Source organism: Vibrio tritonius (genome assembly GCF_001547935.1).
GTDB classification, from domain to species: Bacteria; Pseudomonadota; Gammaproteobacteria; order Enterobacterales; family Vibrionaceae; genus Vibrio; species Vibrio tritonius.
In genome coordinates this window covers 3,160,842-3,187,190 of the sequence record NZ_AP014635.1, presented here as the reverse complement: position 1 = coordinate 3,187,190, position 26,349 = coordinate 3,160,842, and the positions used below count along the sequence as shown (strand labels likewise).

Annotated in this window: 24 protein-coding genes; 11 read left to right on the top strand and 13 right to left on the bottom strand. The window is 44.8% G+C overall.

Annotated features, from left to right (window positions below):
• Positions 1-14: 14 nt before the first annotated feature.
• Positions 15-575, bottom strand: a complete 561-nt coding sequence (locus JCM16456_RS14180) for an MgtC/SapB family protein (protein WP_082712307.1) — start codon at positions 573-575, stop codon at positions 15-17.
• Between the two features lie 133 nt (positions 576-708).
• The gene (epmB, locus tag JCM16456_RS14175; protein ID WP_068715433.1) at positions 709-1,731 is read right to left on the bottom strand and encodes an EF-P beta-lysylation protein EpmB; all 1,023 of its coding nucleotides are present in this window, start codon (positions 1,729-1,731) and stop codon (positions 709-711) included.
• A 34-nt stretch (positions 1,732-1,765) separates the two neighbouring features.
• Between epmB and efp the strand changes: the two genes are divergently transcribed.
• A complete protein-coding gene (gene efp, locus JCM16456_RS14170; protein WP_068715431.1) occupies positions 1,766-2,332 on the top strand; it encodes an elongation factor P in 567 nt (188 codons plus the stop codon).
• A 118-nt stretch (positions 2,333-2,450) separates the two neighbouring features.
• Here efp and JCM16456_RS14165 read toward each other — a convergent pair whose 3' ends face one another.
• The 5 genes from JCM16456_RS14165 to frdA form a co-directional block, all read right to left on the bottom strand.
• Positions 2,451-3,899 (bottom strand): DASS family sodium-coupled anion symporter, encoded by a 1,449-nt coding sequence (locus JCM16456_RS14165; RefSeq protein WP_068715429.1) that lies wholly within the window; start codon positions 3,897-3,899, stop codon positions 2,451-2,453.
• A 155-nt stretch (positions 3,900-4,054) separates the two neighbouring features.
• On the bottom strand, positions 4,055-4,420 hold the full coding sequence (gene frdD, locus JCM16456_RS14160) for a fumarate reductase subunit FrdD (RefSeq protein WP_068715427.1): 366 nt from the start codon (positions 4,418-4,420) through the stop codon (positions 4,055-4,057).
• Positions 4,421-4,430: 10 nt separating this feature from the next.
• On the bottom strand, positions 4,431-4,814 hold the full coding sequence (frdC, locus tag JCM16456_RS14155) for a fumarate reductase subunit FrdC (protein ID WP_068715425.1): 384 nt from the start codon (positions 4,812-4,814) through the stop codon (positions 4,431-4,433).
• 2 nt (positions 4,815-4,816) lie between these two features.
• Positions 4,817-5,557: a succinate dehydrogenase/fumarate reductase iron-sulfur subunit gene (locus JCM16456_RS14150; protein WP_068715423.1), complete on the bottom strand. Its 741-nt coding sequence runs from the start codon at positions 5,555-5,557 to the stop codon at positions 4,817-4,819.
• Positions 5,557-7,359: a fumarate reductase (quinol) flavoprotein subunit gene (gene frdA / locus JCM16456_RS14145; RefSeq protein ID WP_068715421.1), complete on the bottom strand. Its 1,803-nt coding sequence runs from the start codon at positions 7,357-7,359 to the stop codon at positions 5,557-5,559. The genes JCM16456_RS14150 and frdA overlap by 1 nt, the downstream gene beginning before the upstream one ends.
• A 315-nt stretch (positions 7,360-7,674) precedes the next feature.
• Between frdA and epmA the strand changes: the two genes are divergently transcribed.
• From epmA to cysE, 5 genes are all read left to right on the top strand, one after another.
• Positions 7,675-8,658 carry an elongation factor P--(R)-beta-lysine ligase gene (gene epmA, locus JCM16456_RS14140; RefSeq protein WP_068715418.1) on the top strand — a complete coding sequence of 328 codons (984 nt, stop codon included), beginning with the start codon at positions 7,675-7,677 and terminating at the stop codon, positions 8,656-8,658.
• A 130-nt stretch (positions 8,659-8,788) separates the two neighbouring features.
• A complete protein-coding gene (locus tag JCM16456_RS14135) occupies positions 8,789-9,226 on the top strand; it encodes a rhodanese-like domain-containing protein (RefSeq protein ID WP_068715416.1) in 438 nt (145 codons plus the stop codon).
• A 166-nt stretch (positions 9,227-9,392) separates the two neighbouring features.
• Complete coding sequence (gene secB / locus JCM16456_RS14130; RefSeq protein ID WP_068715414.1) at positions 9,393-9,854, top strand: protein-export chaperone SecB; 462 nt, start codon at positions 9,393-9,395, stop codon at positions 9,852-9,854.
• A gap of 121 nt (positions 9,855-9,975) precedes the next feature.
• Positions 9,976-11,010 (top strand): NAD(P)H-dependent glycerol-3-phosphate dehydrogenase, encoded by a 1,035-nt coding sequence (gene gpsA, locus JCM16456_RS14125; protein ID WP_068715413.1) that lies wholly within the window; start codon positions 9,976-9,978, stop codon positions 11,008-11,010.
• A gap of 83 nt (positions 11,011-11,093) precedes the next feature.
• Complete coding sequence (cysE, locus tag JCM16456_RS14120) at positions 11,094-11,915, top strand: serine O-acetyltransferase (protein ID WP_068715411.1); 822 nt, start codon at positions 11,094-11,096, stop codon at positions 11,913-11,915.
• Between the two features lie 110 nt (positions 11,916-12,025).
• Here the strand turns inward: cysE and JCM16456_RS14115 are convergent, their stop codons facing one another.
• The 3 genes from JCM16456_RS14115 to argE form a co-directional block, all read right to left on the bottom strand.
• Positions 12,026-12,565: a PadR family transcriptional regulator gene (locus tag JCM16456_RS14115; protein WP_068715409.1), complete on the bottom strand. Its 540-nt coding sequence runs from the start codon at positions 12,563-12,565 to the stop codon at positions 12,026-12,028.
• A gap of 339 nt (positions 12,566-12,904) precedes the next feature.
• A complete protein-coding gene (gene ppc / locus JCM16456_RS14110; protein ID WP_068715407.1) occupies positions 12,905-15,538 on the bottom strand; it encodes a phosphoenolpyruvate carboxylase in 2,634 nt (877 codons plus the stop codon).
• Positions 15,539-15,776: 238 nt separating this feature from the next.
• Positions 15,777-16,916: an acetylornithine deacetylase gene (gene argE, locus JCM16456_RS14105; protein WP_068715405.1), complete on the bottom strand. Its 1,140-nt coding sequence runs from the start codon at positions 16,914-16,916 to the stop codon at positions 15,777-15,779.
• 155 nt (positions 16,917-17,071) lie between these two features.
• Between argE and argC the strand changes: the two genes are divergently transcribed.
• From argC to argH, 4 genes are all read left to right on the top strand, one after another.
• On the top strand, positions 17,072-18,076 hold the full coding sequence (gene argC / locus JCM16456_RS14100) for an N-acetyl-gamma-glutamyl-phosphate reductase (RefSeq protein WP_068715403.1): 1,005 nt from the start codon (positions 17,072-17,074) through the stop codon (positions 18,074-18,076).
• Between the two features lie 30 nt (positions 18,077-18,106).
• Positions 18,107-18,898 (top strand): acetylglutamate kinase, encoded by a 792-nt coding sequence (argB, locus tag JCM16456_RS14095; RefSeq protein ID WP_068715401.1) that lies wholly within the window; start codon positions 18,107-18,109, stop codon positions 18,896-18,898.
• A gap of 71 nt (positions 18,899-18,969) precedes the next feature.
• The gene (locus tag JCM16456_RS14090; RefSeq protein ID WP_068715398.1) at positions 18,970-20,184 is read left to right on the top strand and encodes an argininosuccinate synthase; all 1,215 of its coding nucleotides are present in this window, start codon (positions 18,970-18,972) and stop codon (positions 20,182-20,184) included.
• 196 nt (positions 20,185-20,380) lie between these two features.
• A complete protein-coding gene (gene argH, locus JCM16456_RS14085; RefSeq protein WP_068715397.1) occupies positions 20,381-22,255 on the top strand; it encodes an argininosuccinate lyase in 1,875 nt (624 codons plus the stop codon).
• A gap of 236 nt (positions 22,256-22,491) precedes the next feature.
• Here argH and JCM16456_RS14080 read toward each other — a convergent pair whose 3' ends face one another.
• From JCM16456_RS14080 to JCM16456_RS14070, 3 genes are all read right to left on the bottom strand, one after another.
• Positions 22,492-22,749 carry a DUF3624 domain-containing protein gene (locus JCM16456_RS14080; protein ID WP_068715395.1) on the bottom strand — a complete coding sequence of 86 codons (258 nt, stop codon included), beginning with the start codon at positions 22,747-22,749 and terminating at the stop codon, positions 22,492-22,494.
• Between the two features lie 189 nt (positions 22,750-22,938).
• On the bottom strand, positions 22,939-24,396 hold the full coding sequence (locus JCM16456_RS14075; RefSeq protein ID WP_068715393.1) for a dihydrolipoyl dehydrogenase: 1,458 nt from the start codon (positions 24,394-24,396) through the stop codon (positions 22,939-22,941).
• A 131-nt stretch (positions 24,397-24,527) separates the two neighbouring features.
• Positions 24,528-25,259, bottom strand: coding sequence for a glutathione peroxidase (locus JCM16456_RS14070; RefSeq protein ID WP_068715391.1), 732 nt, complete (start codon positions 25,257-25,259; stop codon positions 24,528-24,530).
• 158 nt (positions 25,260-25,417) lie between these two features.
• Here JCM16456_RS14070 and oxyR point away from each other — a divergent pair, with 158 nt between their 5' ends.
• Positions 25,418-26,314, top strand: coding sequence for a DNA-binding transcriptional regulator OxyR (gene oxyR / locus JCM16456_RS14065; protein ID WP_068715389.1), 897 nt, complete (start codon positions 25,418-25,420; stop codon positions 26,312-26,314).
• Positions 26,315-26,349: the final 35 nt, after the last annotated feature.

Sequence of the window (26,349 nt, the reverse complement as noted above, 5' to 3'; positions counted from 1 at the left end):
GAGCCGCAATTGTCCTATTGCGGCTTTTGTGTCTCTTCTGCTGATTCTTCAACTGTTTCAGTTATGGTTTCTGTAGACGCTTCGGTGATGGTGCGTCGTTCAGTCAGATTACGACGTAGTTTCTGGTGCACGCCACGACGTAAACTTTGAAAGGAGTTTTCTACTTTATCTACGCCAAGCAAAACAGTGAGTGTGAGTAGGGTAATTACAACCGATGGCACCAAGTAACCGAGCCCAATCATGAGCCCTAAAGACGCTAATACCCAAATCACCGCTGCAGAGGTGACACCATGAATTTTGCCATCTTGGGTCATCATAACGCCCGCACCTAAAAAGCCGACCCCTGTGATGATTTGCCCCAAAACGCGTGCTTGATCGAGCGTATTTGCAGAGAGAGATACGCCCATAGCGATAAATAAATAGGTTCCTGAAATGATCAGAATAGAGGTGCGAATACCAACAGGCTTACCGCGAGTTTGACGCTCAACACCGATGAGTAACCCATTAAGGGCACAACAAAAAAGGGCTGACCATTTAAACGGACCAAGATCAAGAACGAGATCGAGAAAAGGCATAGGAAAGGATCCTAAAAAATAAAAGTCCGATAGTATGCAATCTTTCACGACAGCACACGAATTCATCTTTTGTTGGTATAGATAAAGTTTATTTATCGATCAAGTTTCTTATCTTAAATTCTTACGATAGCGGTTATTCAAGGTGCAAGTCGAGTGGGGTTTTGCTTGGTCTTCCGCCAACTTCTCGAGTGAGTTTAGGCACTAGATATCCAGATACTTGAGTAATGACTTGTGCCATGATCCCTTTCGCTTCTTTGTCGCTCACAAAGAAATGCGCAGCCCCTTGCACTTTATCAAGCACATGCATGTAGTAGGGCAATACCCCAGCGTCAAAAAGCGCTTCACTTAATGCCACTTGTGCGGTGGCGGTATCATTAACGCCTTTTAGCATTACGCCTTGGTTGAGTAAGGTCACCCCAGCTTGTTTGAGCTTCGCTAGTTGCTCGGTGAGTTCTTGGTTGATCTCGTGAGCATGGTTAATGTGTGTCACTAAAATAACCTGTAGCCGAGTGTTGGCTAGCAATTGGCACAATTCATCGGTAATGCGTGCTGGTAACACAACAGGTAGACGAGAATGGATACGCAAGCGTTTGATATGCTTAATAGAGGCGATACCATCAATAAGCCAAGCAAGTTCTTGATCTTTAGCCATTAAAGGATCACCGCCCGACAAGATCACCTCATTCAGTTCAGGTTGGCTGGCGATATAATCTAAGCTCTGTTGCCAAACCGCTTTCGACCCTTTGTTATCTTCGTAAGGGAAATGCCGACGGAAACAGTAACGGCAATTCACTGCACAGCCACCCTTAACAATCATTAAGGCGCGATTGCGGTATTTATGAAGCAAACCTGGTACATCGTTATGCTGCTCATCGAGAGGATCGGTTGAGTAGCCATCGTGGACTTCAAACTCTTCAGTTAAGGGGAGCACTTGGCGTAATAGTGGGTCAAATGGATTGCCTTTTTCCATTCGCTCGACAAAACTAACAGGAACCCGTAAGGGGAATAATTTTCGTGCCGCAAAGCCCTCTTGCCATGGAGTTGGGTCAATATCGAGATGTTTTAGCAACAAAGCAGGATCGGAGATCGCATTCGCAAGCTGTTTGAGCCAGTTTTGCTCAACAGATTCAATTTTTCGGGTTATTATGTGCGGCATTAAACTTTTAACTCGAACAATGTAAGAGGAAATAATGGCTACTGTTAGCACGAATGAATTTAAAGGCGGTCTCAAGATTATGCTTGATAATGAGCCTTGTGCCATTCTCGAAAACGAGTATGTGAAACCAGGTAAAGGTCAGGCATTTAACCGTGTTAAAATCCGTAAACTGCTGAGTGGTAAAGTCCTTGAGAAGACTTTCAAATCTGGTGATACCGTTGAAACGGCTGACGTTATGGATATCGACCTAGATTACCTATACACAGACGGTGAATTCTACCATTTCATGAACAACGAAACATTCGAACAAATTGCAGCTGATACAGCAGCAGTAGGTGAAAATGCAAAATGGTTGGTAGAAAACAACACTTGTATGCTGACGTTGTGGAATGGTAACCCAATTGCGGTCACTCCACAAAACTTCGTTGAGCTAGAAGTAGTGGAAACTGATCCTGGCCTGAAAGGTGATACTCAAGGCACTGGTGGCAAACCAGCAACACTTTCTACAGGTGCCGTTGTTCGCGTTCCTCTGTTCATCCAAATCGGTGAAGTTGTACGCGTTGACACTCGTAGCGCAGAATACGTAGGCCGTGTGAAATAATTTCACTGTCTTGAATGTAAAAAAGGAGCCGCTGGCTCCTTTTTTTATTGGCGATGGAATGTCAGTAAATAAAGGCAGCCGAGGCTGCCTTTATGTTTAACGTGAGAACTTGGAATCATTAGATGATGCCGAGCACTTCCCACCATAGTAAACCTGATACCATAAAGATCACTGCTCCGCAGATACCAATGACTAGGCCGTAACGCATCCATTCACTGTCTGTGTGGTAGCCGTAACCCATTAACAGCGGGTTACGTGCGTGGCTATAGGTAGCTAAGTTACAACCAATACTACTGATACCTGCAATCGCTAGTACCGCTAGCATAGGGCTAACATGCAGAGAAATCAGTGCACCCATAAATACTGGACCGATTGCAACCACTTTAGCGATAGCTGAAGCAAAGAAGTACGATAGGAACAAGTAGAAAGCCATCATCGCGATAAGGAAAACCATTGGGCTTGCACCGCCTAGATAGGTGGTTAGGAAATCAGAAATCTGATGACCAACCCAATCGGTAAAGCCTAGCTTTTTCAAGTTGTCTGCCATACCCATTAATACCGCAAACCAAATTAGGGTATCCCAAGCGCCTTTTTCGCTCTTGATGTCATCCCAGCTTAATACGCCAAGCAGCAGGATAACGGCTAGGCCGACAAAAGCAGAGGTTGTTGCGTGTAAACCTAAAGTTGGTCCACCAACCCACAACACAACCAAACCAAGGAAGATGGAGATCAGTTTCCATTCCATGCTGCTGACTTTGCCCATTTTGTGCAGTTCGTCTTTAGCAAATTGAGTGGCTTCTGGCGTCTCTTTTGTTGTTGGGTTGATCACTTTGTAAAGGATGAACGGCATGATGAACAACAATACAAATGCCGGGATAAGTAGGTACATAGCCCAGTTTGCAAAGTTAAGTTCGATGCCTGCAACACTTGATGCAATACCAATTAATGCTAAGTTGCCGGAGAAGCCAGTTTGGAAACCGACAGCAGAAGCATCGTTCATCGCAGCAGAAGAAGAGATTAGGAACTGGCCTAGTTTACGGTCATCGGCTTTGATGGTTTTCGCAAGTGAGTTTGCAATTGGCGAAACGATAGCAGAACGTGCGGTATTACTTGGTGTCGCTGGTGCAATCAAAAAGTCAGCAACGCCAAGACAGTAAGCAACACGCAGAGTTGATTGACCGAATTTACTTAACAGCAGTAACGCGATACGACGGCCAAGGCCGGTTTTAGTAAACGCGCGAGCAATAGTAAAGGCAATAATCACTAACCAAATAAGCGTATTGTTAAAGTTGCTCATGGCATCTGTGATGGCTGCTTTGCCTGTGGTTTCGCCACCAGCACGTAATACTGCGAAACACGCCAAGCTAACAATAGCTAGCGCGCCTGTTGGCATTACATTGGCAATGATGCCTGCAATGGTTGCAATAAACACAATGGCACTATGGTATGCCGCCGCAGAAAGTCCTGCAGGAGGAGCAAACTGCCAAGCGATAGCTGATACTGCCACTATGGCAAATAGTGGAATGGGTTTGGCCGCGAGCCATTGCCCTGATTTGTTGTCACTCATTAAGCTTATACCTCAGCTTGAAATAATAAAAAACCGAACGCAAGAGGGATGTTTATCAATAAAGGTGCTTGATATAATTGATGTTTTTATGCACCTGATTTTATATAGGGTAAAATAAAGCGCCGATGTGTTTTACCACATCGGCGCTCGACAACTTAGAATAGCATTACGACAAACACAATACTCAAAATGGTAAATAGAGATGCAATCGCATAACAAGCTACTTTACCAAATGTACCAGTGTGGAATTTAAGGTCGTGCATACCGTGGTGAACACGGTGCATTGCATGCCACATTGGTAGAGCAATACTGGCGATGATAATCAGTGCACCGATGATGTTGGTAGCAAAGGCCACTACGCGTTCGTAGCTTAATGCATCAGCATCAAGGAAACCTAGTGGAGCTAGTACACCAAGAACCAGTACAGTAATTGGAGTAATCATCGCGAACCAAGTACCGCCCGCACCAAACAGACTCCACCAAATTGGTTCATCAGAACGTCTAGGATTAGTGTTGATCATGATGAACTCCTTACACGAAATACAGAACGATAAGTGAAATAACAGCGACAATCAGCCATTGGCTAAGAACAATAATATTCTTGTTCAATAGTTTGCCTCCCACACGGATTGGCACAACTTGAGGCATCATGTTGAAGTAAGTAAATGCATGGAACAGGCTACCAGCAAGTGCAACGATGTTGATTGCGATAACCACTGGGTTAGCCATAAATTGTAGCCAACTTGCCCAAGCGTCAGCACCTTTAACTAATGCACCCAAACCAATTGTGATGAAAAGGGTAAATAGAATCAAAGGTAGTACAGTTGCTTCACGCACCATGTAGAAGCGGTAGAAAGGAGAGCTTTGCCACCAAGTGCGTTTCATTTCACGAACATACGGTTTACGGTTACTCATCCTTAGGCCTCCTGAGGTTTCAGCATCGCGATAACGAAGTCTTTAGTAGACTCCACTTTGCCTTGGTTAACAGCTGCTGCTGGGTCAACGTGTTTTGGACATACTTCTGAACAGTAACCAACGAAAGTACAGCCCCATGCGCCGTTTTCACCGTTGATCAGCTTCATACGTTCTGCTTTACCGTTATCACGTGTATCTAGGTTGTAACGGTGAGCTAGCGTTAGCGCAGCTGGACCGATGAACTCTGGGTTCAAACCGAACTGAGGACATGCTGCGTAGCAAAGGCCACAGTTGATACAACCAGCGAACTGTTTGTAGCGAGCCATCTCTTCAGGTGTTTGAAGGTTAGGACCATCAGACACTTTGCGATCGTTACCAATGATGTAAGGTTTGATGGCTTCTAGACGTTCGATGAACGGCGTCATATCAACAATCAAGTCTTTCTCGATTGGGAAGTTTGCTAAAGGTTCGATAGTAAGGCCATTTGGATAGTCACGTAGGAACGCTTTACAAGCTAGCTTAGGCACATTGTCGACCATCATGCCGCAAGAACCACAGATTGCCATACGGCAAGACCAACGGAAAGAAAGGTCTTTGTCTAGGTGATCTTTGATGTAACCAAGCGCATCAAGCACAGAAGTGGTGTCATCACATGGCACATCAAATGTTTGGAAATGTGGTTCGTTATCAGTCGCTGGGTCGTAGCGAAGGATTTTAACTTTTTGAATGCGTTGAGCTGCCATTATTTTTGCTCCTCTTGTGCTGCTTTTTCTGCCGCTGCTGCTTGTTCTGCAGCGTCACCGTACAGACGAGCTTTAGGTTGAGACTTAGTAATCGTTACATCGCTGTAATCGATGCTAGGTACTGCGCCGTCTTGGAAGAATGCGAGAGAGTGTTTTAGGTAGTTCACGTCATCACGCTCTTGACAGCCTTCGTCTAGACGTTGGTGTGCACCACGAGACTCTTTACGTAGAATGGCAGAGTGAACCATCGCTTGAGCCACATCTAGGCCGTAACCCACTTCGATTGCGTAAAGCAAGTCAGTGTTGAATACTTTGCCTTTGTCTTTAATGCTGATGCGTTTGTAACGTTCTTTCAGCTCAGCCAATTTATCGATGGTTTCTTGCATCAAGTGTTCTTCACGGTAGATACCACAACCGGCTTCCATTGAGTGACCCATTTCGGTACGGATATCCGCCCAGTTTTCATCACCTTCTTGGCTTAGCAATGTATTGATGCGATCTTCTACAGCTTTCACTTGAGCCTTGATTGAGTCTTCGTTCCAACCAGCGAATTCTTCAGCGTGTTTCACTGCGTTTTCACCAGCAACGCGACCGAATACTACGAATTCAGCTAGAGAGTTAGAACCTAGACGGTTTGCACCGTGTAGGCCAGAAGAAGCACATTCACCCACAGCGTATAGACCTTTAATGCGAGTCTCACAGTTGATGTCTGCTTCGATACCACCCATGGTGTAGTGCACGGTTGGACGAATTGGAATCGGCTCTTTCGCTGGGTCTACGTTTACGTAAGCTTTTGCAAGTTCACAGATAAATGGTAGACGTTCTTGTAGGTACTCTTCACCTAGGTGGCGAAGGTCAAGCATTACTACATCACCTAGTGGGTGTTTGATAGTGTTGCCTTTTTGGTGCTCATGCCAGAACGCTTGTGAAACTTTGTCACGAGGACCAAGTTCCATGTATTTGTTCTTAGGTTGACCCACTGGAGTTTCTGGTCCTAGACCGTAGTCTTGTAGGTAACGGTAGCCGTTTTTGTTGACGATGATACCGCCTTCACCACGACAACCTTCAGTCATCAAAATACCAGTACCTGGAAGACCAGTTGGGTGGTATTGAACGAACTCCATGTCGCGTAGAGGAACGCCATGACGGTAAGCCAGTGCCATACCATCACCAGTTACGATACCGCCGTTGGTGTTACAGTGATAAACACGACCTGCACCACCGGTTGCAAGGACAACTGATTTTGCTTTGATAACAACCAATTCGCCTTCAGACATGTGAATACATACTAAACCTTGAATTTGACCGTCGTTTACGATCAAATCAACGACGAAGTATTCATCGAAGCGTTTGATTTGAGGATACTTCATAGAAGTTTGGAACAGAGTATGAAGCATGTGGAAGCCAGTTTTATCGGCTGCGAACCAAGTACGTTCTACTTTCATACCACCGAAGCGGCGTACGTTCACTTCACCGTTTTCTTTACGGCTCCATGGACAACCCCATTGTTCCATTTGGATCATTTCGTTGGTTGAGTGAGAAACGAAATAATCAACTACGTCTTGGTCACATAACCAGTCGCCACCACCAACAGTGTCGTTAAAGTGGTTATCAAGGCTATCTTCATCCTTGATTACTGCAGCCGAGCCACCTTCGGCAGCCACAGTGTGTGAACGCATTGGGTATACTTTTGAAATCAGAGCAACTTCCAGATCTGGGTTTGCTTCTGCTGCTGCGATTGCCGTGCGAAGACCAGCGCCGCCGGCGCCGATGACTGCGATATCTGTGGTGATCGTTTGCACAGTTATCCTCCAGTGTAATTTATTGTAATTTGTGGGCTTAGCTTCTCGATGCCAATGCCATTCTAAGTTGCACTCTCAGTGAAAAGTATCGAGAAATTCATGGCTGAGGCACATCCACTAACGCAAAATTTATGTGGCACGCCTAGTGTAAAAAAGAACATAAAACGAAAAATTGATTCTGTTGGGTATTTGCTTCAGTTGATGGATTAGGAACATAAAATTTACGTTCTACATGATTTAGATCACATATTAATTCGGAAAAATGCGAGTTAGGGGTATTATTTATGCTGATAGTTGAGTTATCGATGGTGAAAAATGAATCAAATTAATAAAAAAGAGTGGAGGCCAACAGCCTCAATTGCACAATTGCGCCAACGAGCACAGCTTGTACAATCGATTCGCCAGTTTTTCTATGCGAGAGATGTATTAGAAGTAGATACTCCAGCAATGAGTCATGCGACAGTAACGGATGTTCATCTGCATACCTTTCAGACGCAGTTTGTTGGTCCCGGTTACGCAAAGGGCAGTTCTCTCCATTTAATGACCAGTCCGGAATTTCACATGAAAAGATTACTGGCTGCTGGCAGTGGTTCTATTTTTCAAATTAATAAAGCATTTCGTAATGAGGAGAATGGTCGCTATCACAACCCAGAGTTCACCATGTTGGAATGGTATCGTGTTGGCTTTGACCATCACGCTCTGATGGATGAAATGGATGACTTATTGCAACTGGTGATCAAATGCGGACCGGCAGAACGTTTAACTTATCAAGAAGCATTCTTGCAAGTGCTTGGTGTTTGCCCATTAGAGGGCAGCATGGCAGAGTTAAAACAAGCGGCAAGTCAATTAGGCTTGAGTGACATAGCTGATCCGGAAGAGGACCGAGATACGTTATTGCAACTGCTGTTTAGTATTGGCGTCGAGAAGAAAATTGGTCAGAACGTGCCAGCTTTTGTCTATGATTTCCCAGCATCTCAAGCGGCGTTAGCCAAAATCAATCAGCAAGATCCCCGTGTCGCCGATCGTTTTGAGGTGTATTTTAAAGGAATTGAACTGGCGAATGGTTTCCATGAGCTAGATAACCCAGCAGAACAGTTAGCCCGGTTTGAACATGACAATACCAAACGGATCGAGATGGGACTGGAGCCTCAACCAATTGATTATCATTTGATTAGTGCTCTTGAAGCCGGGTTACCTCATTGTGCTGGTGTTGCTTTGGGCATTGATCGCCTCATCATGTTAGCCATTGGCGTCGATCATATCGATAAGGTGACGGCCTTTCCGTTCCCGAGAGCTTAAATCAAGATCTCAGTTTGAGATCATAAACATGTTAATAGGCAAGGTTTATGTGTGGTAAGCGCTCGCGTCGGGCTGGCAACCTCGCTATACTCCTTGTCTGTTTTTGAACCCCACTGCAAGAGCACAGGATATGCAAAACGAGTACATTCAGTTTTTCCAACAACATATGATCCTTTCCATCGTTTGGATCGGTCTTGTGGTTGCGTTGATCATTAATTTCTTTAAATCCTATAAATCTGCTGCGAAAACGATTTCTGCTGCAGAAGTGACTCATCTCGTAAACCGTGAAAATGGCATCGTTATCGACGTTCGTAGTCACGATGAGTTCAAACGTGGACACATTACTGAATCACGCAACGTATTACCTTCTGATATTAAAGCGGGTAATTTTGCTGGCCTTGAAAGTTACAAAGATGCCCCAATTATTGTGGTATGTAAAACAGGGCAAACAGCCCAAGAATCTGCTGAATTGTTAGCAAAAGCTGGCTTTGAAAAAGTATTTGTACTGAAAAGCGGCTTAATTTCTTGGAATGAAGCAAATCTGCCACTTGTTCGTGGTAAAAAGTAACCGATAAAAGAGTTTTGAGCACAGCTGTATGAAAAGACAGCAATTATTAAACGGAGTTGTGATATTTCCCACGTATTCGCATTGATACCTAGTGATTTAATCGACTCTTCGATAGTCTCAGAACCCAAGACTTTGAAACCAATTCATCAGTATTAAGGACAAAACCATGGCTGAAGAAGCACAACAAAACTTCACTATTCAACGTATTTACCTAAAAGACGTTTCTTTTGAAGCACCAAACTCTCCTGTGATTTTCCAAAAAGAGTGGAATCCAGATGTGAAACTGGATCTAGATACCCAAAGCCGTGAGTTAGGTGAAGCAACGTTTGAAGTTGTGTTGCGTTTAACTGTCACTGTGAAAAATGACGACGACACTGCTTTCCTATGTGAAGTGCAGCAAGCAGGTATTTTCACTGCAGACAATATGGAAGCAGGTCAATTGGCTCATTGCCTAGGCGCATTCTGCCCTAACATCCTGTTCCCATACGCTCGTGAAACTATTTCTAGCCTAGTTGTTAAAGGTACTTTCCCTCAACTGAACTTAGCGCCAGTGAACTTTGACGCATTGTTCATGAACTACCTACAACAACAAGCTGAGCAGCAAGGCCAAGTAGAAGCAGACGCATAATCGTCGCTACTTGATCGAGCAATCTTTTTAAAAATGCACAAAGCTGTCGAATAAACTCGATGCGATGTGCATTTTTTGTTTAGAATAATTCCACAGACTCTCTTATCTATCAGGCAATAACATGAAAGATGCACAAGTGAATAATCCCTACGGTAAGCCTATTGCGATGACCGTCATTGGCGCTGGTTCTTATGGGACCGCATTAGCGATCTCGTTAGCGAGAAATGGCGCTAATGTCGTGCTTTGGGGACATCAGCCACAACATATGGCGCGTCTAGAAGCGGATCGAGCGAATCATGAGTTCCTGCCCAACATTGCGTTTCCTGAAAGCTTAATTGTTGAGTCTGACTTAGCGAAAGCAGTACAAGCAAGCCAAGATCTATTGCTTGTCATTCCAAGCCATGTGTTTGGTTTAGTGCTAAATGATGTGAAGCCACATCTGCGTTCAGATACTCGTATCTGTTGGGCGACAAAAGGTTTGGAGCCTAATACTGGTCGTTTACTGCAAGAAGTGGTGTTCGATACATTGGGTAAAGACCATTCTCTTGCGGTGTTATCTGGACCTACTTTCGCTAAAGAATTGGCAGCGGGTATGCCTACTGCGATATCAGTGGCTTCTCCTGATGCTCAATTTGTAAAAGATCTACAAGAGAAAATTCACTGCAGTAAAACATTTCGTGTGTATGCCAATGACGATTTTATTGGTATTCAGCTTGGGGGTGCGGTAAAAAATGTGATTGCGATCGGTGCAGGAATGTCGGATGGTATTGGTTTTGGTGCCAATGCTCGAACCGCATTAATTACTCGCGGATTAGCTGAAATGACTCGTCTAGGGAGTGCGCTAGGTGCACAGGCGGAAACCTTTATGGGGATGGCCGGCCTAGGCGACTTGGTGCTGACGTGTACTGATAACCAATCTCGTAACCGTCGCTTCGGTTTGGCATTAGGGCAAGGCAAAGATGTTGATACGGCTCAGCAAGAGATTGGTCAAGTGGTTGAAGGGTATCGAAATACCAAAGAAGTTTGGTTGTTAGCCCAGCATATGGGCGTAGAGATGCCTATCGTTGACCAAATTTATCAGGTATTGTACCAAGGTAAAGACGCGCGGATGGCTGCGCAAGATCTTTTAGCGCGCGACAAGAAAGCGGAAAGATAAATGAGTATTTAGGTGTCTACCTATCTCAATAAGGATCATAAAGGGCAACGGAGCCCATATAGCCAAAGACAGAGTGAATCATAATGAAGCAGTGTGCACAAACAAAAGTCTGGCAGACCATAGTTAAAGAAGCCCGAGAGCAATCAGAACAAGAGCCAATGTTGGCCAGTTTTTATCATGCGACGATCATTAAGCATGATAGTTTGCGATCGGCATTGAGCTATATTTTGGCCAACCGATTGAACACCGCATCTATGCCTGCAATGGCAGTGCGTGAAGTCATCGAAGAAGCATTTGCTTCTGATTGTTTGATTGCAGAGGCGGCTGCTTGTGATATCTGTGCGACAGTCAGTCGAGATCCTGCGGTTGCTATGTATTCGATTCCACTTTTGTATCTAAAAGGTTACCACGCGCTGCAAGGTTATCGCGTGGCAAACTGGCTTTGGAAACAGGGTCGTGTCGCGTTAGCGATGTATTTCCAAAACCAAATTTCAGTAGCTTGTCAGGTTGATATTCACCCTGCAGCTCGCATCGGCCGAGGGATCATGCTTGACCACGCAACGGGTATCGTTATTGGTGAAACTGCCGTAGTAGAAGATGATGTATCTATTCTTCAAGATGTTACCTTGGGTGGTACGGGTAAAGAAAGTGGTGATCGTCATCCTAAGATCCGTGAAGGTGTGATGATTGGCGCGGGTGCTAAAATATTGGGCAATATCGAAGTGGGTGAAGGCGCTAAAATTGGTTCTTGTTCTGTTGTATTGCAGAATGTTCCACCGCATACCACTGTCGCTGGTGTACCAGCAAAAATCGTAGGTAAGCCCAAATCAGCCAAACCCTCTTTGGATATGGATCAGCAATTTAATGGCCGTTCTCAAACCTTTATGTACGGAGATGGTATTTAATCTCCCTCACAGGACTAATTCATTCCTACGAATGGTATTTCCCCCAGGTTTAAAAAACAAAAAGGATGATGGTTACCCATCATCCTTTTTTCTTGTTTCAATCTGGCGAATTATGCCATTGCGTCAAGCTCAGTAAGGACTTCTTGTGCCCATTCAATCCAAGCTTTACGAACCAGTAGATTGCGACGCAGAGTCAAACGTTCTAGACGTTGAGTTGTGTCGAGTTCTGCTGGGTTAGAGTAATACGCGGCTTCAATTTCTTGGTAGTGATGAACCAGTTTTTTTGATTCTTCAACTAAACCAGAAAGTTGTAAGCGATATGGTGCAGAAGGTTGTACAGCACAAGCCATCAACTTCGCGCTAAATTCATCACGAACGGTTGGGTGTGCAGTGGGTTGATCAAACCATTCACCAAGTGCGCTACGACCTGCATCAGTGATGGAGTAGACTTTACGGTCAGGTTTACCTTCTTGCGGTTCAAGTACACAAGTAACTAGGCCTTGCATACCCATTTTGTTGAGCTCGCGGTAAACTTGTTGGTGACTTGCTTTCCAAAAATAACCAATGCTTGCCGAGAATTCTTTAGTGATGTCGTATCCCGTAGCATCGCGTGTACTAAGAACAGTAAGGATTACGTGTGGTAATGACATGTGTTTAATCCAAGTGTTAATCAACTTTAAATGTTCAGCTTAAACTCCGGTTGTGCTTCTATTTGGCACGATTATTTAAGTCTAAGCAGCCTCGAGCACGATACAATCTGTGCTATTTTTGCCACCTTTAAAGCCGTTAATCACCTAGAACTGCGACTTATAATTATTAAAGGTCTATCGCAAAGGAAACGTAGTATATCTAAATAATACGCATAAAGTGGAACAGCAATAAGAATAGTGGGAAAAAACTGATATCATCCTCAATAAAGAAATATATTCAAAACAAAAGGCCGCTTTAATGCGACCTTTTGGGGCTTTTACAGAATAATATACTGAACGTTAGCCTGTATTGCGCATACCTGCCGCTATACCTGCTATGGTTACCATCAAAGCTTCTTCCAGCTCCGGAGAGGGGATATCACTTTTACGTGTGCGGTATAGAAGCTCCGCTTGTAACATATTTAACGGCTCAACATAGATGTTACGCAGGCGAAATGACTCTAAACCCCAAGGGTCACTCTGCATCAAATTATCATTATTTTCAACGTGTAACACAGCGAGAATATCTTTCTCTAACTGCGTACGTAGCATTTCACCAAGTGGGCGCAGCTCAGGATCAACAAGACGATCATCGTAGTGTTTAGACACTTCTGCATTACACTTGGTATAAACCATCTCTAGCATACCTAAACGAGTAGAGAAAAATGGCCACTCACGGCACATTTCTTCTAATAATGCTTGGTGTCCTTTATCAATAGAATACTGAATTGCTTCACCAGCACCTAACCAGGCAGGAAGTACCAACCGGTTTTGGCTCCAAGAGAAGATCCAAGGAATAGCTCGTAAGCTTTCTACGCCACCATTTGGATTACGTTTCGATGGACGAGAGCCTAAAGGCAATTTACCCAGTTCTAATTCTGGCGTGGCTTGACGGAAGTAAGGGACAAATTCCGGCTGACCACGAACCACTTTACGATATGCTTCACATGATACTTCAGAGAGCACTTCCATTAAGTCGCGCCATTCTTGTTTTGGCTCTGGAGGCGGCAGTAGGTTTGCTTCTAAAATTGCACTGGCGTACATATTGAAGCTGTTTACGGCCACTTCAGGTAGTCCAAGTTTAAAGCGGATCATTTCACCTTGTTCAGTCACGCGCAAACCACCTTTTAGTGATTTAGGTGGCTGAGAAAGTAGAGCAGCATGAGCTGGCGCACCACCACGACCAATAGTGCCACCACGGCCATGGAACAAGGTGAGATCAACGTTGACGTTTTCGCACACTCGAACCAGAGATTCCATTGCATGATATTGCGCCCAACCAGCAGCCATACCACCGGCATCTTTGGCTGAATCGGAATAGCCAATCATGATCATTTGATGGTTGTTGATGAAGCCACGATATAAGTCGATATTCAACAATTGGGTCATAACACCTTCGGCGTTATTTAAGTCGTCAAGTGTTTCGAATAATGGACACACATCAATGCGATATGGACAGCCAACTTCTTGAAGCAGTAGGTGAACGGCAAGCACATCTGAAGCGGTACGAGCCATAGAAATAACATAAGAGCCGAATGCTTCCCGTGGTTGAGCGGCGATGATACGGCAGGTATCAATCACTTCTTGTACTTCAGGCGTTGGCTTCCAATCTAATGGTAACAGTGGGCGTTTTGATGCGAGCTCATTGGTTAAGAATGAAATTTTATCTTGTTCTGTCCATTGGTCGTAATCACCGATACCCAAGTAACGCGTCAGCTCCGAAAGAACATCAGAGTGGCGAGTGCTTTCTTGGCGAATATCCAATTGTACAAGATGCACGCCAAAGGCTTGCACGCGGCGCAATGTGTCTAATAGTGAACCATCTGCAATTACCCCCATGCCACATTCGTGCAGGGATTGGTAACAGGCATAAAGTGGCTCCCACAGCTGGCTTGAGCGACGTAAAGGCGCTTTGACTGCAAGAATTTTCCCACTCATTTTGGCATCGAGAACATCTTTGGTTTCTTGTAGTAAAGATCGAATACCTTTCAAGATGCCACGATAAGGTTCGTGTGCTTCAGGACCTGCCAGTTCACGAACTTGGTCATTGCATTTGACCATTGAGAGTTCGCTAATCAATTCATTGATATCGTTAAGATATAAATCTGCCGCTTTCCAGCGTGACATACGCAGTACTTCACGAGTAATGGTATGCGTTACGAATGGGTTTCCATCACGGTCTCCCCCCATCCAAGAGGAGAAGTGAACTGGGCGAGCATCGATAGGGAGTGGTTCACCGTAATATTCAACAACGCGTTCGTTGAGGTCACGCAAGAAATCAGGGACTGCTTTCCATAGTGAGTTTTCCACAACCGCAAAGCCCCATTTAGCCTCATCCAATGGCGTAGGGCGCTGTTTACGGATGGCATCGGAATGCCAAGATTGTGCGATCAACTGTTCCAGACGTAGCTCTGTGCGTTTGCGTTCTCTATCAGAAAGCTCGCTTAGCTCCAACTCGGAAAGACACTCGTTAATCTTCACCAATTTATTGATCATGGTGCGGCGAGCAATTTCGGTTGGGTGTGCGGTCAGCACGAGTTCGATATTCAATTCTCTAATAGCTTGAGCACTATCAAGTTTACTGATGTGGTTCTCATTCAGTTTAGTGAAAAGAGTATGGAGAGGGTCTGGTTCACATACATACTCGTCGCATTGGCGGGAGATGGAGTGATATTGATCGGCAATGTTGGTGAGATTTAGAAATTGGTTAAACGCTTGAGCAACCGGAGTCATTTGGTTGTCTGGTAGAGATTCAATCACCTCTATCAAACGTTGTCTGTCTTCTTGGTTACCCGCTCGAGCTGATTTGGAGAGTTTCCTTATCGTCTCTACTTTCTTCAAAATAACGTCACCATCTGAGTCTTGGATAGTTTTACCCAGTAATCGGCCCAGCATGCTAACGTTGCTTTTGAGAGCAGCGTATTTCTCGTTCATTGTCGTCGTCCTGCTTTGAAATAAAATTACATCCAATGTTTTTTAGTTAGCTATACAATCTAACTACAGTTTGTATAGTGGCGTCAATTAAAGGTTTTAAGCTTGCGTTGTATCAATAATCGTACAGATTAATGAACACACTGTTGCTTAATATCACCACTACTGAAACTTTCTTTCATAAATCGAACCAATCACCAAAAGATCGTGCTAGATAAGCACGATCTTCGTATACGATGAATTAAAAACAGTACTTGTACATTGCTTTTGACAGTACAGAAATTGTTGGGTCAATGAACTCGAAGGCAAGAAACTCATCTGGCTGGTGGGCTTGTTCAATCGATCCTGGTCCCATCACCAATGTTGGACAAACCTCTTGTAAATAAGGTGCTTCGGTACAGTAGTTTACTGTCTCTGCTTCTTTACCACATAGATGACCAATTTCTTGAACAAAATGATGGTTGTGGTCGCATTCGTAACCAGGAATGGAATCATGCAAAGGGGTGACTTCGATGCGTCCTGGCCATTTGGCTTCCACTTCTTTCAAAGCGTCTTTTAATAGGTTATTGAGCCCATCGAGGCTCATGCCAGGTAGTGGGCGTACATCGTAGTGCAGTTCACAACAGCCACAAATGCGGTTAGCGCTATCCCCACCATGGATATGGCCTAAGTTCAAAGTTGGGTTTGGAATTTCAAAACCAGGGTGATGATAGGTTTTGGCTAAGGTGTCACGTAATTTCATAATGGCATAAAGTACTTCATGCATGACTTCAATAGCGTTAACACCAAACGCGGGGTTGGAAGAGTGACCCGACTTACCAGTGACACGTACTACATTCGCCATATGGCCTTTGTGGGCATAGACAGGTACTAAGCTGGTTGGCTCACCAATAATGCAGTAATCCGGTTTGAATGGGGCATTGCTCGAGAAATGACGGGCGCCAAGCATGGTGGTTTCTTCGTCACAGGTGGCGAGAATATAAATAGGCTTTTTCTGTTTATCCCAATCGTCAATTTTTTTCACCGCTTCCATCACAAAGGCAAAGAAGCCTTTCATGTCTGCTGTGCCTAACCCGTAAAAACGGTTATTGGCTTGAGTTAGCTTGTGAGGGTTGAAATTCCAGCGGCCTTCATCGTAGGGCACGGTGTCGGTATGTCCAGAAAAGAGTAAGCCGCCTTCACCTTCGCCTTTTTGGGCTATCAAGTTGACCTTGCCCGGTTCCACTTCTTCTAGCTCAACCTTAAAGCCAAATGAGGTTAACCATGTCGCCATTTTGGCACACACTTGCGCGTTGCCTTCGTCCATACTTGGATCGGAAGCACTAATTGAAGAGGTCGAAATAAGACCTTCATAAACCTCGAGGAAACTAGGTAATTGCATAGAAACTTTGCTCCTACTATTGACAGAAATACGCTGAAAAGGTAAAACACATATTAAATCACTTTTAATGAATAAAAAACCGAATTAAGCTTTATTTTAATAATTAATACGCAGTTTTAAATGTCGGCTTTTATCGGCTAATTTGGGTAATTGAGATGCTAAAAACCACAATCATCGGCGCAAGCGGTTACACAGGGGCAGAGCTCGCTCTCATGGTGCAGAAACATCCAGAGCTCACGCTATCAGGTTTATATGTTTCAGCCAACAGTGTTGATGCTGGAAAATCGATTTCTCAGCTGCACGGTAAGCTGGCAGGACTAATTGATTTCCCTGTACAACCGCTAGTAGACGTCGCTGAAGTCGCGCAATCTTGCGATGTGGTTTTTCTGGCAACCGCTCACCAAGTGAGCCACGACTTGGCTCCTATCTTCTTAGAGAATGGCTGTCAGGTGTTTGATTTGTCCGGCGCGTTCCGTGTTAATAACGCAGAGTTTTATCCAACCTACTACGGTTTCGAGCACGAACATGTGAACTGGTTAGAAAAGGCCGTTTACGGTTTAGCTGAATGGAATGCAGAAGCGATCAAATCGACGCCACTAGTGGCAGTGGCTGGTTGTTACCCAACCGCGTCTCAATTAGCAATTAAACCATTGGTTGTTAATGGCTTGAATGATGCGACCCAATGGCCAGTGATTAATGCCGTGAGTGGTGTGACGGGTGCTGGTCGTAAAGCAACCATGACCAACAGTTTCTGTGAAGTGAGCCTGCAGCCTTACGGCGTGTTTACTCACCGTCACCAACCAGAGATTGCTACACACCTTGATTGCGATGTGATTTTCACGCCGCACCTTGGCAATTTTAAACGTGGCATTTTGGCGACTATCACGATGAAGTTGGCGCAAGGTGTGACTGAAGAACAAGTGAATCAAGCATTCGAGCAAGCATACGCAGATAAGCCTGCGGTTCGTTTACTTCATGGTTCATTACCAAGCATTCAAAATGTGGAATTTACCCCTTTCTGCGATATCGGCTGGAAGGTACAAGGCGAGCACATCATCGTCGTTTCGGCGATTGATAACTTGCTTAAAGGGGCGTCAGCACAGGCAATGCAATGTCTAAATATCCACTACGGATTTGCTGAGCTAACTGCGTTGGTTTAATTCGGTTATCGCATTCACAAGGATTTCGTTATGACAGCAACACAACCAGCCCCATTAGTGATTAAGTTAGGTGGCGCAGTATTAGATAACACAGATACTTTGGCGCAGTTATTTAATGCAATTGTTACCTATCAACAACAAGCCAATCGTCACATTGTGATTGTTCATGGTGGTGGCTATTTAGTTGATGACTTAATGGCTAAGCTGAATTTGCCAACCGTGAAAAAGAACGGTTTGCGTGTTACGCCATATGATCAAATCGGTTTCATCGCGGGTGCTCTTGCGGGTACAGCAAATAAAATGCTGCAAGGTCATGCGATGAAATTGGGTCTTAATCCTGTTGGGCTGTGTCTTGCTGATGGCGGTTTGTGTCAAGTGACGGAATTGGATCCTGAACTGGGTGCTGTTGGCCTTGCTACAGCAGGTGATGCAACCGTACTTAAGGCACTATTAGCAACCCATGCATTACCCATTATCAGTTCCATCGGTTTGACCCAAGAAGGGCAGATGATGAATGTGAATGCAGACCAAGCTGCAGTGGCCGTCGCGAAAGCCTTGGATGCTGATTTGGCGCTGCTTTCTGATGTCAGTGGTGTACTGGATGGTAACCGTGAATTGATCGCTGGTTTAGATAGTGCTCAAGCGGATGCATTAATTGAACAACAAGTGATCACTGACGGCATGATTGTCAAAGTGAAAGCAGCTTTAGAAGCGGCACACGATCTTGGTCGCCCTGTGGAAGTGGCGAGCTGGCGTAGCCCTGAAAAATTAACCAAATTATTTGCCGGTGAAAGCATCGGTACTCAATTTTTACCTCAATAATCGAACAAAATGGATACATTACCTGAGCACTGACCGCCGAGCGCAGAGCCAGGAACGTGGAGAATAGAATAATGAGTAAAGTAGAAGTGAAAAAAGTGGTTGTGGCTTATTCTGGCGGTCTTGATACCTCAGTAATCATCCCATGGCTAAAAGAAAACTACGGTTGTGAAGTGGTTGCATTCGTGGCCGATGTTGGTCAAGGTGCTGACGAACTGGTTGGTATCGAGGAGAAAGCGATCGCTTCTGGTGCTTCAGAATGTCACGTTGTTGACCTAAAAGAAGAGATGGTTAAAGAGTACATCTACCCAACGCTTAAAACCGGCGCTTACTACGAAGGTAAATACCTACTAGGTACTTCAATGGCTCGTCCAATCATTGCTAAAGCGCAAGTGGAAGTGGCTCGTAAAGTGGGTGCAGATGCACTGGCTCACGGTTGTACTGGTAAAGGTAACGACCAAGTTCGTTTCGAAGGTGCCTTCGCTGCACTAGCACCAGACCTACACGTAATTGCACCATGGCGTGAATGGGATCTTGTAAGCCGTGAAGAGTGTCTAGACTACCTAGCGGCTCGTAATATTCCATGTACTGCATCTCTGACTAAAATCTACTCTCGTGATGCCAACGCATGGCACATCTCTACTGAAGGTGGTGTTCTAGAAAGCACTTGGAACGCGCCAAACGATGATTGCTGGGCTTGGACAACCGATCCAGAAAAAGCGCCTAACGAAGCTGAATACCTTACTATCAAAGTAGAAAAAGGCGAAGTGGTTGCAGTTAACGGCAAAGAACTTTCTCCTTACCAAGCGCTTATCGAGCTTAACGAAGTGGGCGCAAAACACGGTATCGGTCGTATCGACATCGTTGAAAACCGTCTAGTGGGTATGAAGTCTCGTGGTTGTTATGAAACTCCAGGAGGCACCATCATGATGGAAGCGCTTCGTGCAGTTGAGCAACTTGTACTAGACAAAACATCGTTCGAATTCCGTGAAGAGCTTGGCGTGAAAGCATCGCAACTTGTTTATGATGGTCGTTGGTTCACTCCACTATGTAAATCCATCATGGCTGCTGCAGAATCTCTAGCAGAAGATGTGAACGGCGAAGTGGTTATCAAACTTTACAAAGGCCAAGCAACAGCAACGCAAAAACGTTCAGACAACAGCTTGTACTCTGAAGAGTTTGCGACATTCGGTGCTGACGATGTTTACGACCAAAGCCATGCAGGCGGCTTCATCCGTCTATACTCTTTGGCAAGCCGTATTCGTTCTCTAAACGCGGCTAAAAAGTAATAAAGTACTTCAAAGCAAAATAGAATAGAGGGAGCGTCTATTGACGCTCCCCCTTTTAACAAAATAAGCGATACCCAAGTAACTTTCAGAAAGTAACTGTAATTAAGGTTACTTAGGTATAACAAACACTGGCAATAATGAAGCAATTCTAGTCACCTCCTTAGTGATTAGGCACTAAAGTAGCAGGAGAAACGCAATGGCATTATGGGGCGGAAGATTTACCCAAGCAGCAGATACAAGATTTAAACAGTTTAATGATTCATTGCGCTTCGATTACCGATTGGCTGAGCAAGATATTGTCGGTTCTGTTGCTTGGTCTAAAGCTCTTGTATCGGTTAATGTTCTGACTGAAGAAGAACAACAGCGTTTAGAGCTTGCTCTCAATGAGTTGAAAATGGAAGTGATGGAAGATCCAGAGCAGATCTTAGCATCCGATGCAGAAGACATTCACTCTTGGGTTGAGCAGCAACTGATTAACAAAGTGGGTGATCTCGGCAAAAAATTACATACTGGCCGTTCACGTAACGACCAAGTAGCAACTGACCTTAAGCTATGGTGTCGCCAGCAGGGCCGTCAGATTTTGATGACCTTAGACCGCCTACAAACTAAATTGGTGACGGTAGCAAGCGAGCACAACGATACTGTGTTGCCAGGTTACACCCACTTACAACGCGCACAACCAGTGACCTTTGCACACTGGTGTTTAGCCTACTCAGAAATGTTCGAGCGTGATTACTCGCGTCTTGAGGATGCGATTAAACGTTTAGATACTTGCCCATTAGGTTCTGGTGCGCTAGCGGGTACTGCTTATCCTATCGATCGTGAAAAATTGGCGTATAACTTGGGTTTCCGCCGTGCGACTCGTAACTCTCTAGACTCGGTTTCTGACCGTGATCATGTGATGGAGCTGATGTCTGTCGCTTCTATCTCCATGATTCACTTATCTCGTCTTGCTGAAGACATGATTTTCTACAACTCTGGCGAATCAGGTTTTATTGAATTATCGGATACGGTAACTTCAGGTTCCTCTTTGATGCCACAGAAGAAAAACCCAGATGCACTAGAGCTTATTCGTGGTAAGACTGGCCGTGTGTACGGTTCACTGGCTGGTATGATGATGACAGTGAAAGCGCTGCCTCTTGCGTATAACAAAGATATGCAGGAAGACAAAGAAGGCTTGTTTGATGCGTTAGATACATGGAACGACTGCATGGAAATGGCATCGCTTTGTTTCGATGGTATCAAAGTAAACGAACAACGCACTTTGGAAGCGGCAAAACAAGGCTATGCGAATGCAACTGAATTAGCAGATTATCTAGTTGCGAAAGGCATTCCTTTCCGTGAAGCGCACCATATTGTGGGTGTGGCGGTTGTCGGTGCAATTGCTAAAGGTTGTGCTCTTGAAGAGCTGTCTCTTGATGAACTAAAAGAGTTTTCACCCGTTATCGATAGCGATGTGTATGCCATCCTAACCATTGAGTCTTGTCTTGAAAAACGTAGTGCAAAAGGTGGTGTGGCTCCTCATCAAGTCACTTACGCTGTTGAAGAAGCACAGAAACGTTTGGCAAAACGTGATAGCGCCTCAGTACAAGTGCGTCCCGCACGGTTGACGGATGTAGAAGCGTTAGAAGGTATGGTGACTTACTGGGCAAACATGGGAGAAAATCTTCCTCGCTCACGTAACGAAATCGTGCGTGATATTGGCTCTTTTGCCGTTGCCGAACACAATGGTGAAATCACCGGTTGTGCATCACTTTACGTGTATGACTCAGGATTGGCTGAAATACGCTCTTTAGGTGTTGAAGCAGGCTGGCAAAACCAAGGTCAAGGTACCGCGATTGTTCATTACTTAGTGAATAAAGCGCGTAAGATGGCGATTAAGAAAGTCTTTGTGTTGACTCGTACCCCTGAGTTTTTCATGAAACAGGACTTTATTCCGACATCAAAAACCTTGTTACCAGAAAAAGTATTAAAAGATTGCGAGCAATGCCCACGTCAGCATGCTTGTGATGAAGTGGCGCTAGAAGTGAATCTTGTCGAGAAATTGATCACGAAAGCACACGTCGCTTAATATGGATTAAGTTTTATACGATTTGTAACGCAATGATTTTCCACTAATAGACAAGAAAAATAAAAAAAGATCATTTTTCTTGGAACCTATACAGGAAAGCAGTGTCTATTAAAGTACCACTGCTTTTTCTTAGAAGAATCTAAGAGAGCCTCAGAATAACTGCTAGTTCTGAGGCTTTTTTTATGCCTGAAATTCAGTAAAACAACGGAGCAAAGATCTGGTTGAAGCGTTAGTGATCAATGTTTGGATCGTTTCTGACGATCGCGCCACGGTAGGATGACAAATTTCATCCAGAGATGGAGAAATAGCAAGGCGTTAAAAGCAAATCCTGCAAACAGCAGAGCAATCGACCCGACACTACGAGGGTCATCACGAAAACCAAAATACCAGACCACCCAACATACGACTGATAGCGTAGTCAGTTGATCCATACAGCGTTGGCAGCGGCCAATTTTCTTCCAAAACCAGTTCTCTTCACATGAGTTGCATGCCATAGGTTGTCTCATTTCAATGCCATTGAGTTGTTATTATATCGTCGATAAGCGAGAAGAGAAGTGAACTAACGCTAGGGGGGCATGCCAATGAATAAGCGAGCCAAGCAATAAAAAGGCCCGACTTGGGGAAGTCGGGCAATGCAGGGCATGGATGTCTTTTGTTGTTATTAGAATAGGATGGTTATTGGCTTAACAACCCGGACCACAATCTAGGCAGTGTTTAATCATCTCTGGTCCTAGGTGCAGTTTTGCGTTGACGTCACGTAGGGCAGTACGTACGCCTTCTTCAATCACCGGATGGTAGAAAGGCATATCTAACATCTGAGAAATCGTCATCTGGTTTTGATGTGCCCAAGCCAGTAGGTGAGCTAAGTGTTCAGCATTTGGCCCCATCATCTCTGCGCCTAAGAAGCGACCAGTGCCTTGTTCTGCGTAAACGTGTAATAGGCCCTTATTGCGCAGCATCACACGAGAACGACCTTGGTTCTCAAACGATACTTCACCCGTTGCGAAGCAGCCGCAGTTACCCAAACGAGCTGAAAGCTGTTTGAACGTTTCGCCAACCATCGCAATCTGCGGATCAGAGAATACAGCAGAAATTGGTGAGCGGCGTAAGCCCGCACGAAGTTCTGGGAAGCGTCCTGCATTGTCACCTGCGATACGTGCTTGGTCTGCCGCTTCATGCAATAACGGAATCTGGTTACTGGCATCGCCAGCAATAAAAATATGGCTAACAGAGGTTTGCAGAGTGAAGTGATCTGCACTCGGTACGCCTCGCGCATCGACTTCTAAGTTGGTTGATTCAAGATTTAAGTTATCGACATTAGGACGACGGCCAGTCGCTGCCAGTACATAATCGACAACGAATGTTTCTAATTCACCGTTATGGTTGATGAATTGAATTTCAACTTTGTCCGAGCCTTCGATGCGCTTCATGCTTTCTACTTTGACATCTGGGTCTAAGTAGAACTCTTCTTGGAAGGCTTTAGTGGCGTAAGACATGATTTTAGGATCGGTTATTGGACCCACTTGACCACCTAAGCCAAACACTTTCACCTTCACGCCAAGACGATGCAGTGATTGCCCTAGCTCTAGACCGATCACACCTGGGCCAAATACCGCAACCGCTTCTGGTAGGTCATCCCAGTTAAATACGTCGTCGTTTACGACTAAGCGATCACCTAATTCATTCCAAACACCCGGATAAGCAGGGCGTGAACCGGTAGCAATGACGATGCGATCTGCAGTGATTTCTGTATGATCATCCACAATTAGGGTATGATCATCTTTGAATTTTGCATAGCCAGCGATTTTGTCTTCCGCAGGGATTTCATCCACACCTTCAAGGACAAAACCAACGAAACGGTCGCGTTCACGTTTTACACGGTCCATCACTTCACGACCGTTAATGATTAATTCGCCTTGGGGGTGAACGCCAAAACCGGGAGCTTTTTGAATGTTGTGTACGCTTTCTGCAGCAGCAATCAGAAGCTTGGACGGCATGCAACCAACACGAGCACAAGTGGTGCCATACGGGCCGCCTTCAATCATGACAACACTAGAAGTGTGCGCTTTTGCTGCACGGTAAGCGCCTAAGCCTGCGGTACCACCGCCAATGACAGCGACATCAACACGAATTTTTTGCATAAAGGGTCCTTAGCGATGACAAGGGCATCACTGAATCATCAAGTAAGTTACGAGATTTGGACCCTAGGCATTGGGTCCTGATGAATGAGTCTTAGAGCTGGCTCCTCGTAAGGAGCCAGTCGCATGACTTATTATTTAGCTAAGTAAGTTTCTAACTCTTCGCTACCACCGATGTGTTTACCACCAATGAATACTTGAGGAACTGTTGTACGGCCAGATACAGCACGTAGGCTAACTGTGGTTGCATCTTTACCTAGTACCACTTCTTCGTATTGTAGGTGTGCTTCTTGTAGCGCTTGTTTTGCTTTTGCACAGAATGGGCAACCTGGTTTTGTAAAAACAGTAATCGATTCTTGAGTTTGGTAGTTAGGCGCGATGTGTTTCAACATGGTGTCTGCGTCAGATACTTTGAACGGGTCGCCTGGTTCATTAGGTTCGATAAACATTTTTTCTACGATGCCATCTTTAACCAGCATGCTGTAACGCCATGAACGTTTGCCAAAACCTAGGTCATTTTTGTCAACAAGCATACCCATGCCATCAGTGAACTCACCGTTACCATCTGGAATGAAGGTAATATTGTCGGCTTCTTGGTCGGCTTTCCATGCGTTCATTACGAATGTATCGTTTACTGATACACATAGAATTTCATCAACACCGTGTTGTTTGAATACTGGGAACAACTCGTTGTAGCGCGGTAGGTGGCTTGATGAACACGTCGGGGTGAATGCACCAGGTAGGCTAAATACAATAACGGTTTTGCCTTTAAATAGTTCTTCTGTTGTCACGTTAACCCATGCATCGCCTTGGCGAGTAGGGAAAGTAACTTGAGGTACTGCTTGGCCTTCTTTAGCGATAGTCATATTGGTTTCCTTTTCGGTTTAAATCGTTTTGTTGATTCTGTATAAGAGCATAACCATCTGTGCTCGTTTTGATGTGACTAAGATAAAAGAAATACTTTGATAGCTCTAATCGTTTAATGCTATGGTTTTGATAGGTAACTTCTATCTGGAGCGAATAAATGAATATTCGAGATTTTGAATATCTGGTCGCACTGGCGGAACATAAGCATTTTCGCAAAGCGGCTGAAGCGTGTTTTGTTAGTCAACCAACGTTAAGTGGGCAGATACGTAAGCTGGAAGATGAAATAGGTACTGTGCTATTGGAACGCAGTAGCCGTCGAGTGCTGTTTACGGATGCTGGGTTAAAGCTGGTGGAGCAGGCTAAGCGAATTCTTAGTGAAGTAAAAATGTTTAAAGATATGGCGAATGAGCATGGAGGTTCGATGAGCGGCCCAATGCACATTGGTTTTATTCCGACATTAGGCCCGTACCTCTTACCGAGAATTGTGCCCACATTAAAAGAGCATTTCCCAGAATTGGAGTTATATCTTCATGAAGCGCAGACTCATCAATTAGTTCGTTTACTTGAAGAAGGGAAAATGGACTGCTTGGTGCTTGCTTCAGTTGAAGAAACGGAACCATTTAAAGAGATTGAATTTTATCAAGAACCCATGAGTCTTGCTGTCCCTTGTGAGCACGAGTGGCATGATCGTGAAGAGGTCGATTTGCATGAGCTGAAAGGGCGAACAGTGCTCGCGTTAGGTGACGGCCATTGTTTGCGTGATCAAGCCTTGGGGTACTGCTTTGCGGCAGGCGCTAAAGACGATGAAAGGTTTAAAGCAACCAGCCTTGAAACACTAAGAAATATGGTGGCGGCTGGTGCAGGGATTACCTTGCTTCCTGAGCTTTCATTACCAGTTGAACGCGAAAAAGATGGGGTTTGTTATGTCAAAGCCGTTAATCCAATTCCATCACGCCGTTTAGTCGTGGTGTATCGACCGGGGTCGCCACTGCGTGAACGGTTTGAAAAGCTTGCCGAGGTAATGGAACAGCGCCTATATCAGTTGCACAAATAGTTGCAACGGTTGGTGGTGAGTCGTATTACCCCAAA